Below are 11,786 nucleotides of genomic sequence, written 5' to 3'. Positions count from 1 at the left end.
GTGTCGGTCTGGTCCGGGGCCACGGACGCGACACGCGACATGTTCCACTGGATCTCGGCGGCGATCACACTGCCGGCGATCGCCTTCTCGGCCCAGCCCTTTTTCGAAAACGCCTGGAGCGCGCTGCGCGTGCGCCGCCTGAACATGGACGTGCCGATCGTGCTGGCAATCCTGCTGGCGCTGGTCACTTCGCTGTGGGAAACCGCGCTGAGCGGTAAGCATGCCTATTTCGATGCGGCGCTGACGCTCACCTTCTTTCTGCTGGCGGGGCGGTATCTGGACTACCGCACCCGTGCCGCCGCCCGCTCGGCGGCCGAGGAATTGACGGCGCTCGAGGTCCCCCGCGCCATTCGCCTGCGCAACGGGGCCGAGGAGGAGGTCGCCGTCGCGGCGCTGAAGGTGGGCGACCTGATACTGGTGCGCCCCGGCGCCCGCATGCCCGTGGACGGCCAGATCGTGTCGGGCCGGTCCGAGCTGGACCGGTCGTTGCTGACCGGCGAGACGCTGCCGGTTTTCGCGCAACCCGGCACGCAGGTCAGCGCCGGCGAGGTGAACCTGACCGGCCCGTTGACCATCCGCGCCACGGCGGTGGGCGAGGACACCTCGCTGCACCGGATGGCCGATCTGGTGGCCATCGCCGAATCCGGGCGGTCGCGCTATACCTCGCTGGCTGACAAGGCGGCCAAGCTTTACGCGCCCGGCGTGCATATTCTGTCGGCGCTCAGCTTCGTGGGCTGGTACCTCTATTCCGGCGATATCCGTACGGCGCTCAACATCGCCGCCGCAGTGCTGATCATCACCTGTCCCTGTGCGCTGGGGCTGGCGGTTCCGGCGGTGACGACGGCGGCATCAGGGCGCCTGTTCCGCAAGGGGATGCTGATCAAGCACGCCACGGCGCTGGAACGTCTGGCCGAGGTCGACACGGTCGTGTTCGACAAAACCGGCACTCTGACCGCAGGTACGCCGGATCTGGTGAACCTGCCTGAAATCGCCCGGAACGATCTGGCCATTGCGTTGGCGCTGGCCGAGGCGTCGGCGCACCCCTTGTCGGTTGCCTTGGCGCGCGCGGCGCGGGATGCGGGGATCACCCCGGCAGATATCTCCGAGATCGCCGAGGTTCCGGGTTTTGGTACCGAGGGCCAGCATGCCGGACAGCGGGTGCGTCTGGGTCGGGCGGAATGGGTGGGCGCTCCGGACAGCGCCGAAACCACGGCCTGGCTGGCGGTGGGGGGCCGCGCGCCCGTTGCCTTCCGGTTTGTCGACAGCCTGCGCCCCGGAGCGGCCGAGGCAGTGCGCGCCCTGCGTGACAGTGGCAAGAATGTCATCCTGATCTCGGGCGATACGTCGAGTGCCGTGCAGGCTTTGGCCGAGAAGCTGGGTATCGAGAGCTGGATCGCCCGGGCCCTGCCGCAGGACAAGGCGGCCCACATCCAGAAGCTGACCGATCAGGGCCATCGCGTTCTGATGGTGGGTGACGGGCTGAATGACACGGCAGCGCTGGCGGCGGCGCATGTGTCGATCTCGCCAGCCTCGGCACTGGACGCGGCTCGGGTTGCCTCGGATATCGTGTTGCTGGGCACCGATCTGTCGCCGATCGCCGATGCCTGTCGGACTGCTGAAAAGGCAACGAAGCGGATTCGCGAAAACTTCCGGATCGCGACCATCTACAACGTGATCGCCGTGCCGCTGGCGGTGGCCGGCCTGGCAACGCCCCTGATCGCGGCCTTGGCGATGTCGACCTCGTCGATTACCGTATCCCTGAACGCCCTGCGCCTGAGGTGACCTGAATGGAAGTGCTGGCCTATCTGATCCCGATTTCCCTGTTTCTGGGCGGCGTTGGCCTTGTGGCCTTCATCTATACCGTGCGCACCAACCAGTATGATGACCCCGAGGGCGACGCCCGCCGCATCCTGAGCAACCAGTGGGATGATCACCCCAAGCCGTGACGGTCCCGTCGGCGGCCCTTGAAATTGCCGCAATGCCCGGCTATGTCCGGCCCATTCGCTAGCAGAGAGATCAAGCCTCATGGCCACCACAAACCCCATCCAGTTCATTCAGCAAGTCCGTGCCGAAGTCTCGAAGGTCGTCTGGCCGACCCGGCGCGAGGTGCTGCTGACCACGGTCATGGTGTTCATCATGGCGGCGCTGACCGCGGTGTTCTTCGCGCTGGTCGATCTGGGCATCCGCGGCGGGCTGCAACTGATCCTGGGTGCGTTCAACTAGGTCTGACCACGCGGGTGGGGCCGCGCAGGAGATCCCGTCATAACGCCCTCTTGGCGCACTGCCCTCTTGCACAGCGTGCGATGTCGGTTTAGGTGACGCGGTACCTTACGGGATGGGCGTGCGGCGATTCGGGCTGCGCGCCGCTTTTTATTCCGGATCACGCGGCGGGGCCGCGACAGAATTTCAATTCCGGTGCGCCCTTTGACGCGGCGCGCCAAAGGCAAACAAGGACGGCAGGTTCATGGCGAAACGGTGGTACTCGGTCAGCGTTCTTTCGAATTTCGAAAAGAAGATCGCAGAGCAGATCCGCACGGCTGTGGCCGAACAGGGCCTTGAGGACGAGATCGACGAAGTTCTGGTTCCCACCGAAGAGGTGATCGAGGTGCGCCGCGGCAAGAAGGTCACGACCGAGCGCCGCTTCATGCCCGGTTACGTTCTGGTCCACATGGAAATGTCGGACAAGGGCTATCACCTGATCAACTCCATCAACCGGGTCACCGGTTTTCTGGGCCCGCAGGGCCGCCCGATGCCGATGCGCGACGCCGAGGTGAACCAGATCCTCAACCGCGTGCAGGAAGGCGAAGAAGCGCCGCGCACCCTCATCAGCTTCGAGGTGGGCGAGAAGGTCAAGGTCAACGACGGCCCGTTCGAGGATTTCGACGGCATGGTCGAAGGCGTGGACGAAGAGAACCAGAAGCTGAAGGTTTCGGTCTCGATCTTCGGTCGCGAAACCCCGGTCGAGCTGGACTTTACCCAGGTGACCAAGCAGGGCTGAAGGCTCTTCCATCATTTTATGCGCGCCGCGATGTCACACGCATCGCGGCGTTTTTCATTTCGTGTGCAACGAGTCGGGGCGGGGCTTGTCTGCGCCCAAGTATCGACACATTTTTCTTGGATTTTTTCCAGCAGGGCAACAATCGAGGAACGGCTGAAAAATGACAGCTTTTGCGCAGGATGTAGAGGCCATCAAAGGCAAGGAGACGGTCAATGTTTCCAGTCAACTTGTAGAAGTCGCGCGTGCGACTGGCATAAGCCCGTTTTCGCTTGCTTTTGATTTTCTCAAGCTGCGCAGAAAAAGCGGCAAGCTGAAGTTCTATGAGTATTTCCTGTATGAACTCTATGATCGCGCGCGATGGTCGGATGTCGAGCGCGAGGAATTCGTTTCCGCCCACATTCACTGGCCGCTCGTCAATGCCTGCAATGACGCACAGTGGTGGGCGTTGACCGAAGACAAGTGGCTGTCCGCCTGTTTTCTCGAACATAACGGCGTGCCGACCCCCAAGACACTGGCCGTTTTTGACCGCAGCGTCCGCCATTTCGGCAATACGCCGAAGCTGACGAGCGGCGCAGACCTGAAGTCCTTCCTGTCGGCCCGGGGGCCGGCCCCTGTCTTTGCGAAGCCCATCGGTGGCATGTGGAGCGCCGGCGCCATGCGAATATCGGCGCATACCGACACGCATGTCATCACGGATGGCCATGACCCACAGACATTCGACGCGTTCGCCGACTCGGTCCTTGGAGAGATCCCTTACATCTTTCAGGACTGTCTCAAGCCGCACAGGTTCTTCGATGGCATCACCGATGCGATCGCAACCGTGCGTTGCCTGAACCTCATCGACGACAATCAGCTTTCCGTGCCGTTTGCGATGCTCAAGCTGCCCATGGCAGGCAATATCGCCGACAATTTCTGGCGTCCGGGCAACCTGTTGTGCAACCTTGACCCGGAGACCGGAGAAGTGAAGGGCCTGGCGGCCGTGGAAAATGGTCGCCGTGTCGCGTTGGATGCGCTGCCGGACTCGGAGCGTAAACTTGTCGGTGAAACGCTGCCGTTCTGGGACGATTTGAGGGAATTGAATCGGAAGATCGCGTTTCTGCATGCGGCGAACCACTTTGGGTCGACTGATATCGCACTGACGGACGATGGGCCGGTTGCGGTCGAGGTCAACAACGGCTGTGCGTTCGAGCTCATGCAGATTGCGACGGGCAGAGGCTTTCTCGACAGCCGGATGCGGGCGTTCTTCAGCAAACACAACGTGAAACTCTAACGCTTCGTCGCCGAAGTGCCGAGGCGCTTGCGGGCCAGGCGGGCCCGTGTTCAGCTCCTGTCGGCAGCCCCTTGCCAACCCCTCCGTTCCGCTGTAAACGCCGCCTCTATCGTCTTCGGGCGAGATTCTTTCGTGGGAGATCGCAGGGATCGCGATTCCGGATCGGACCACGCAACACAAACCGGGTGAAACGCGTTTCACCTACGTTGAAAGGAAAACCAAATGGCCAAGAAGCTTGCTGGTACGATGAAGCTGCAGGTTCCTGCAGGTCAGGCGAACCCGTCGCCGCCGGTTGGTCCGGCGCTGGGTCAGCGCGGCATCAACATCATGGAATTCTGCAAGGCGTTCAACGCCAAGACCGCAGACATGGAGCCCGGCGCTCCGTGCCCGACCGTGATCACCTACTATCAGGACAAGTCCTTCACCATGGACATCAAGACGCCGCCCGCGTCTTACTACCTGAAGAAGGCGGCCGGTCTGAAGCCGGTCGGCAAGCGCAACCGCCCGAAAGGTGCGGAGAACCCCGGTCGTGAGACCGTGGCAACCGTGACCACCAAGCAGGTGCGCGAAATCGCCGAAGCCAAAATGAAGGATCTGAACGCGACCGACATCGAAGGCGCAATGAAGATCATCCTGGGCTCGGCCCGTTCCATGGGCATCGAGGTGAAATAAGATGGCAAAACTCGGTAAACGTACCCGCGCAGCGCGCGAAGCCGTCGCCGGCAAGGAAAACCTGTCGGTCGAGGAAGCTGTCAAACTGGTCAAGGCCAACGCGACCGCGAAGTTCGACGAAACCATCGAAATCGCCATGAACCTGGGTGTCGACACCCGCCACGCCGACCAGATGGTGCGCGGCGTCGTCGGTCTGCCGAACGGCACCGGCAAGGACATGCGCGTTGCCGTTTTCGCCCGTGGCCCCAAAGCCGACGAGGCGAAAGAGGCCGGTGCTGACATCGTCGGCGCCGAGGACCTGATGGAAAGCATCCAGGCCGGCAACATCGACTTTGACCGTTGCATCGCGACCCCGGACATGATGCCGATCGTCGGTCGTCTGGGTAAGATCCTGGGCCCCCGCAACCTGATGCCGAACCCCAAGGTCGGCACCGTGACCATGGACGTGAAAGCGGCCGTGGAAGCAGCCAAGGGCGGTGAAGTTCAGTTCAAGGCGGAAAAAGGCGGCGTCGTGCATGCCGGCGTCGGCAAAGCCTCGTTCGACGAAGCCAAGCTGGCCGAGAACGTCCGCGCCTTCATTTCGGCCGTGGCCAAGGCCAAGCCTTCGGGCGCCAAAGGCACCTACATGAAGAAAATCGCGCTGAGCTCGACCATGGGCCCCGGCGTGACCGTAGACGTCGCAGAGGCTGCGGCTGAATAAGCCGACACGTTCCGACGGAATTTCGAACCCCGGGTGGCCCTGCTGCCCGGGGTTTTTCATTTCTCCGAGGGTGCTTCAGCCGGCATGACCGCCGAAAACCTGATGGGACACCTCACGGACGCGCGCCTTGTCAGCCTCGAGCCTGAGGTCGCGTTCTGCAATGGACAGCGCCTGGTCGGCGGCCTCTTGGGCCGCCTTCACCATGGCGGCATCTTGCGATTGTGCCAGCCGCGTCAATGCGTTCAGAAGAGCTTCGTGCACCTCGACCTTGTCGCCTGCATCTCTAGAAATGGCCGCATAGGCGTCGCGCAGATACAGATCCGTTGGGATCGCAGGCGCGTGGATTCTCGGGAAGCGCGGCTCGTCGGTGTGAAGGCGCCTTGCGCCAAGCGGCAAAAGAACTCGCAGCAGTCTCTCGACCATCTGGATCGCCGTCATCGGATCATTGATCCCGGGCGACAGCGCGCGTTGGGCGATTTCCGACAGGGTTTGAATGCCAAAGCGCGGATCCTGGTCAAAACTGCGCTCGGTTCCGATCACAAAGGCTTCCTGAATGGTCTTGCTGTCAATTTCCTTGGTGGTCTTGGCCAACGGTTCGCCTTCGATGACGAACTGCCCCGGCAGCGCAATGATCCATATCTCGCTGTCGTTTTCCTCGGCGCAGGAATTCAGCATTCCCACATCCACGTGCCGCACGTTCCCGGTGGCACTTGCCCTAACCTCGTGACTGGCCGGCGGAATGTCATCGGAGGCTTGGTAGGGCAAGGCGCCAAGGCAAGGGAGTTCGATGGATCGGGTGATCGTGTCCGTTGCGTTCTGTTCGATCTTCCGTGCTGTTTCGGAAATACTGCCGTAGCTGGGCAACTGGTCGATCCACAGCAGCAGGGCCAGCGTCACGAGGAAGATGACCACAAGCGTGAACGCCAGCGCTACGGCAATGGATTGCTGGGTGTAGACCCCGGTTTCAACCAGGATCAACGACACTAGGGCGAAGATGAAAGCGCCGAGAAAGGTCGCCAGCACGTTCTGCGAAACACTGTCTTCTTCGATCACCTGCTGCGCGCGCGGTGACGACTGGTTCGAGGCCCAACGTTGCGCCGCGACCATGATCGAAAGTGAGAATGTCGTAACGGCCAGCATCGACGATGCGAGAATGGCAAGAATCTTTGCCACCGCCTCGGCGCTCAGCCGTTGTGCAAGAAAATCCGGGACAAAGCCGCCCAGGTAGGTGCCAACTCCCGCGCTGACCACGGCCAACGCGGCGATCAGGCTGGTGCGAACCCATAATTGACGGGAAATCTGCCGGAACAGGAACTGCGGCTTTGAAATGGATTTCAGATCGATCATCCGTCGATCCTGTTCGGGTTTTCGGCTATTGTCTACCGGCTTGAGGAATGGGCCAATTTAGGCCTTGGAAACCCCGGCCATCTGCCCTAAAGAGAGCTACGGAATAAAGCGTGCGATTCGTCGTGCGCTTTATTTCGTTTCGTCCAAGACGGTGGGTGGGTCCATCCGGTCCCTTAATTTCCTGCCTGAGACGGGTAAGACCAAAAGATCGAGGGTCCCGCCCTCGGGCGATATTTTGGCTCCACCCCGTATCACGGACCTGAACGCCGTGGCGCAAGCTACGGCAAAATTGAGCCGGGATGAAATTTCGTCCCTAACTTGGAGAGAACTGTGGATAGAGCCCAGAAAGAGAAAGTGGTCGAGGAACTCGGCCAGATCTTCGAAAGCTCTGGCGTCGTGGTGGTTGCTCACTACGCCGGTCTGACAGTTGCCGAGATGCAGGACCTGCGCGCGCGTGCACGCGAAGCGGGCGGTTCCGTGCGTGTTGCCAAGAACAGGCTCGCCAAAATCGCCCTCGAGGGTAAGCCGTGTGCAAGCATGGCCGACCTGCTGACGGGTATGACCGTTCTGACCTATTCCGAGGACCCCGTGGCAGCAGCCAAGGTGGCCGAGGACTTCGCCAAGGAGAACAAGAAGTTCGAAATCCTTGGCGGTGCAATGGGCGAGAACGCTCTTGATCGCAAAGGCGTCGAAGCCGTCTCGAAAATGCCGTCGCGTGAGGAGCTCATTGCTTCGATCGTGGGCTGCATTGGCGCACCTGCTTCGAACATCGCCGGCGCGATTGGCGCACCTGCAAGCAACATCGCAAGCATCCTTTCCACCATCGAAGAGAAGGCGGAAGCTGCGTAAGCGGTTGGCACTGAATGATCTGCGTGGGGCGCATGCCCTGACGTTGGAACACACACTGTAAACGGAAAGAGCTGATACAATGGCTGATCTGAAGAAACTGGCAGAAGAGATCGTTGGTCTGACCCTGCTGGAAGCACAAGAACTGAAAACCATCCTCAAGGACGAGTACGGCATCGAGCCCGCAGCTGGCGGCGCCGTCATGGTCGCAGCTGGTGGCGATGCCGCCGGTGGCGCAGCCGAGGAAGAGAAGACCGAATTCGACGTCGTTCTGAAGAACGCCGGCGCTTCGAAAATCAACGTCATCAAAGAAGTTCGCGGCATCACCGGCCTGGGCCTGAAAGAAGCCAAGGAACTGGTCGAAGCCGGCGGCAAGATCAAAGAAGCTGTGTCGAAAGACGAAGCCGAAGAGATCAAGGGCAAGCTGGAAGCAGCTGGCGCCGAGGTCGAGCTGGCCTAAGTCGGTCTGCTGGTGCATCGCTGAAGCACCGCAAATTCTGGCTGGGTTCGGAGAAATCCGGGCTCAGCCGAACCTGTCTTAGAAAGGGCCCCATGCGGCGGGGTGTTTTCTAAGACACGGTTCGCGGATCGGGAGGCTGCCACTCGGGACGGTGGCCATGAATTGATCCGGACGTGTTGTCTCGTATGGAAAAGGTGCCGGAGCCCGGCGGTGCCTTTCTCCGCTGAGAATATCGAAAGGTGACATCTGACATGGCTCAATCGTTCCTTGGCCAGAAACGTCTTCGGAAATACTACGGCAAAATCCGCGAAGTTCTGGAAATGCCGAACCTCATCGAGGTCCAGAAATCTTCTTATGATCTGTTCCTGCGCTCTGGCGATGCCGACCAGCCGACCGACGGCGAAGGCATTCAAGGCGTGTTCCAGTCGGTTTTCCCGATCAAGGATTTCAACGAAACTTCCGTGCTGGAGTTTGTGAAATACGAGTTGGAAAAGCCGAAATACGACGTCGAGGAATGTATGCAGCGCGACATGACCTACAGCGCGCCGCTGAAGGTCACCCTGCGTCTGATCGTGTTCGATGTCGACGAAGATACCGGGGCCAAATCGGTCAAGGACATCAAGGAGCAGGACGTGTTCATGGGCGACATGCCCCTGATGACGCCGAACGGTACCTTCATCGTGAACGGCACCGAGCGCGTGATCGTGTCCCAGATGCACCGCAGCCCGGGCGTGTTCTTCGACCACGACAAGGGCAAGACCCATTCTTCGGGCAAGCTGCTGTTCGCCTGCCGCATCATCCCGTATCGCGGCAGCTGGCTGGACTTCGAGTTCGACGCCAAGGACATCGTCTATGCCCGCATCGACCGTCGCCGCAAATTGCCGGTGACCACGCTGCTCTATGCGCTGGGCTTGGACCAGGAAGGCATCATGGATGCCTACTACAACACCGTGTCCTACAATCTGGACAAGAAAAAGGGCTGGGTCACCCCGTTTTTCCCCGAGCGCGTACGCGGCACCCGCCCGACCTATGACTTGGTCGACGCCAAGACCGGCGAAGTCATTGCCGAGGCGGGCAAGAAGGTCACTCCGCGCGCGGTCAAGCAGTTGATCGACGAGGGCAAGGTTACCCACCTGCTGGTGCCCTTCGATCACATCGTGGGCAAGTTCGTCGCCAAGGACATCATCAATGAAGAAACCGGCGCGATCTATGTCGAGGCCGGTGACGAGCTGACGCTGGAATACGACAAGGATGGCGAGCTGATCGGCGGCACCGTGAAGGAGCTGATCGACGCGGGCATCACCGACATTCCGGTTCTCGACATCGACAACGTCAACGTCGGCCCCTACATCCGCAACACCATGGCGCAGGACAAGAACATGAACCGGGAAACCGCGCTCATGGACATCTACCGCGTCATGCGCCCGGGCGAGCCGCCGACCGTCGAGGCTGCCTCGGCCCTGTTCGACACGCTGTTCTTCGACAGCGAGCGCTATGACCTGTCCGCCGTGGGCCGCGTCAAGATGAACATGCGCCTGGCGCTGGACAAGCCCGACACCCAGCGCACGCTGGACCGCGAAGATATCGTAGCCTGCATCAAGGCGCTGGTGGAGTTGCGCGACGGCAAGGGCGACATCGACGACATCGACCACCTGGGCAACCGCCGCGTCCGCTCGGTCGGCGAACTGATGGAAAACCAGTACCGCGTCGGCCTGCTGCGCATGGAGCGCGCCATCAAGGAGCGCATGTCGTCGGTCGAGATCGACAACGTCATGCCGCAGGACCTGATCAACGCGAAACCGGCCGCGGCTGCTGTGCGTGAATTCTTCGGCAGCTCGCAGCTGTCGCAGTTCATGGACCAGACCAACCCGCTGTCGGAAGTCACCCACAAACGCCGCCTGTCGGCGCTTGGGCCGGGCGGCCTGACCCGCGAACGTGCGGGCTTTGAGGTGCGCGACGTGCACCCGACGCACTATGGCCGGATGTGCCCGATTGAAACGCCGGAAGGTCCAAACATCGGTCTGATCAACTCTCTGGCCACCTTCGCCCGCGTGAACAAGTACGGCTTCATCGAAACGCCCTATCGCGTCGTCAAAGACGGGCAGGTGACCGACGAGGTCCACTACATGTCCGCGACCGAGGAAATGCGTCACACCGTGGCGCAGGCCAACGCGACGCTGGACGAGAACGGCAAGTTCATCAACGATCTGGTCTCGACCCGTCAGGCCGGCGACTACACGCTTGCCCCGCGCGAGAACGTGGACCTGATCGACGTGTCGCCGAAACAGCTGGTGTCGGTTGCGGCTTCGCTGATTCCGTTCCTGGAAAACGATGACGCGAACCGCGCTCTCATGGGCTCGAACATGCAACGTCAGGCGGTTCCGCTGCTGCGCGCCGAGGCGCCGCTGGTCGGTACCGGGATCGAGGGCAAGGTTGCCATCGACTCGGGCGCTGCGATCCAGGCGAAGCGCGCGGGCATCATCGACCAGGTTGATGCCCAGCGTATCGTGATCCGCGCCACCGAAGATCTGGAGCTGGGCGATGCCGGCGTTGACATCTATCGTCTGCGCAAGTTCCAGCGGTCGAACCAGAACACCTGCATCAACCAGCGTCCGCTGGTGAAGGTGGGCCAGGAAGTCAAGAAGGGCGAGGTCATCGCCGACGGTCCGTCGACCGACATGGGTGAATTGGCGCTCGGCAAGAACGTGATCGTCGCGTTCATGCCGTGGAATGGCTACAACTACGAAGACTCGATCCTGATCTCCGAACGCATCGCGCGCGACGACGTATTCACCTCGGTCCATATCGAGGAATTCGAAGTCGCCGCCCGCGACACCAAGCTTGGCCCGGAAGAGATCACCCGCGACATCCCGAACGTCGGTGAAGAAGCGCTGCGCAACCTCGATGAGGCGGGCATCGTCTACATCGGTGCGGACGTCGAGCCGGGCGACATTCTGGTCGGCAAGATCACTCCGAAGGGCGAAAGCCCGATGACCCCGGAAGAAAAGCTTCTGCGTGCCATCTTCGGCGAAAAGGCATCCGACGTGCGCGACACCTCGCTGCGCGTGAAGCCGGGCGATTACGGTACTGTCGTCGAAGTCCGCGTCTTCAACCGTCACGGCGTCGAGAAAGACGAGCGTGCGCTGCAGATCGAGCGCGAGGAAGTCGAACGTCTGGCCCGTGACCGGGATGACGAGCTGGCTATCCTCGACCGCAACATCTATGCGCGTCTCAAGTCGATGCTGCTGGGCAAGACCGCCGTCAAGGGGCCGAAAGGCGTCAAGGCGGGCTCGGAGATCACCGAGGAGCTGCTCGAGTCGCTGACCCGTGGTCAGTGGTGGCAGCTGGCGCTGGAAGACGAGAAGGACGCCCAGGTCGTCGAGGCCCTGAACGAGCAGTACGAGGTGCAGAAACGCGCCCTGGATGCCCGCTTCGAGGACAAGGTCGAGAAGGTCCGCCGTGGCGACGACCTGCCGCCGGGCGTGATGAAGAT

General features: G+C 61.4%; 11 protein-coding genes. 10 read left to right on the top strand and 1 reads right to left on the bottom strand.

The annotated features are described in order from the left end of the window. The 7 genes from AC2FMM_RS18065 to rplA all read left to right on the top strand — a co-directional run. A partial coding sequence (locus AC2FMM_RS18065; RefSeq protein WP_496797326.1) for a heavy metal translocating P-type ATPase occupies window positions 1-1,782 on the top strand: 1,782 nt, incomplete at its 5' end. A 5-nt stretch (window positions 1,783-1,787) separates the two neighbouring features. Next, window positions 1,788-1,946 (top strand): cbb3-type cytochrome oxidase assembly protein CcoS, encoded by a 159-nt coding sequence (gene ccoS / locus AC2FMM_RS18060; protein ID WP_496682852.1) that lies wholly within the window; start codon window positions 1,788-1,790, stop codon window positions 1,944-1,946. Between the two features lie 79 nt (window positions 1,947-2,025). Continuing rightward, on the top strand, window positions 2,026-2,223 hold the full coding sequence (secE, locus tag AC2FMM_RS18055; protein WP_138842374.1) for a preprotein translocase subunit SecE: 198 nt from the start codon (window positions 2,026-2,028) through the stop codon (window positions 2,221-2,223). A gap of 241 nt (window positions 2,224-2,464) precedes the next feature. Next, window positions 2,465-2,998: a transcription termination/antitermination protein NusG gene (gene nusG, locus AC2FMM_RS18050; protein ID WP_496689162.1), complete on the top strand. Its 534-nt coding sequence runs from the start codon at window positions 2,465-2,467 to the stop codon at window positions 2,996-2,998. 160 nt (window positions 2,999-3,158) lie between these two features. Beyond that, window positions 3,159-4,268 (top strand): sugar-transfer associated ATP-grasp domain-containing protein, encoded by a 1,110-nt coding sequence (locus tag AC2FMM_RS18045; protein WP_496797325.1) that lies wholly within the window; start codon window positions 3,159-3,161, stop codon window positions 4,266-4,268. Window positions 4,269-4,490: 222 nt separating this feature from the next. After that, window positions 4,491-4,940, top strand: a complete 450-nt coding sequence (rplK, locus tag AC2FMM_RS18040; protein WP_490360594.1) for a 50S ribosomal protein L11 — start codon at window positions 4,491-4,493, stop codon at window positions 4,938-4,940. Window position 4,941: 1 nt separating this feature from the next. Further along, window positions 4,942-5,640, top strand: a complete 699-nt coding sequence (rplA, locus tag AC2FMM_RS18035) for a 50S ribosomal protein L1 (RefSeq protein WP_490360595.1) — start codon at window positions 4,942-4,944, stop codon at window positions 5,638-5,640. A gap of 75 nt (window positions 5,641-5,715) precedes the next feature. On the opposite strand, the gene AC2FMM_RS18030 is transcribed toward rplA, so the two are convergent. Continuing rightward, window positions 5,716-6,987, bottom strand: coding sequence for a DUF2254 domain-containing protein (locus AC2FMM_RS18030; RefSeq protein WP_496689158.1), 1,272 nt, complete (start codon window positions 6,985-6,987; stop codon window positions 5,716-5,718). 330 nt (window positions 6,988-7,317) lie between these two features. Between AC2FMM_RS18030 and rplJ the strand changes: the two genes are divergently transcribed. The 3 genes from rplJ to rpoB all read left to right on the top strand — a co-directional run. Then, entirely contained in the window at window positions 7,318-7,836 is a 519-nt protein-coding gene (gene rplJ / locus AC2FMM_RS18025; protein WP_496682842.1) for a 50S ribosomal protein L10, read from the top strand. Between the two features lie 79 nt (window positions 7,837-7,915). Continuing rightward, window positions 7,916-8,293, top strand: coding sequence for a 50S ribosomal protein L7/L12 (rplL, locus tag AC2FMM_RS18020; protein WP_005980660.1), 378 nt, complete (start codon window positions 7,916-7,918; stop codon window positions 8,291-8,293). A 251-nt stretch (window positions 8,294-8,544) separates the two neighbouring features. Continuing rightward, window positions 8,545-11,786: DNA-directed RNA polymerase subunit beta (gene rpoB / locus AC2FMM_RS18015; protein WP_496797324.1), on the top strand; the 3,242-nt coding region annotated here is incomplete at its 3' end.

It is taken from the genome of Ruegeria sp. BHSC043 (genome assembly GCF_059612985.1).
Note: the sequence above shows the minus strand (reverse complement) of the source record. Positions and strands in the feature narration are given on the sequence as shown.

Bases quoted from the DNA above. Each gene is read 5' to 3' on its own strand.
- ccoS (WP_496682852.1), top strand. From the start codon at position 1,788: ATGGAAGTGCTGGCCTATCTGATCCCGATTTCCCTGTTTCTGGGCGGC.
- rplK (WP_490360594.1), top strand. From the start codon at position 4,491: ATGGCCAAGAAGCTTGCTGGTACGATGAAGCTGCAGGTTCCTGCAGGT.
- nusG (WP_496689162.1), top strand. From the start codon at position 2,465: ATGGCGAAACGGTGGTACTCGGTCAGCGTTCTTTCGAATTTCGAAAAG.
- AC2FMM_RS18030 (WP_496689158.1), bottom strand. From the start codon at position 6,987: ATGATCGATCTGAAATCCATTTCAAAGCCGCAGTTCCTGTTCCGGCAG.
- AC2FMM_RS18045 (WP_496797325.1), top strand. From the start codon at position 3,159: ATGACAGCTTTTGCGCAGGATGTAGAGGCCATCAAAGGCAAGGAGACG.
- rplL (WP_005980660.1), top strand. From the start codon at position 7,916: ATGGCTGATCTGAAGAAACTGGCAGAAGAGATCGTTGGTCTGACCCTG.
- secE (WP_138842374.1), top strand. From the start codon at position 2,026: ATGGCCACCACAAACCCCATCCAGTTCATTCAGCAAGTCCGTGCCGAA.
- rplA (WP_490360595.1), top strand. From the start codon at position 4,942: ATGGCAAAACTCGGTAAACGTACCCGCGCAGCGCGCGAAGCCGTCGCC.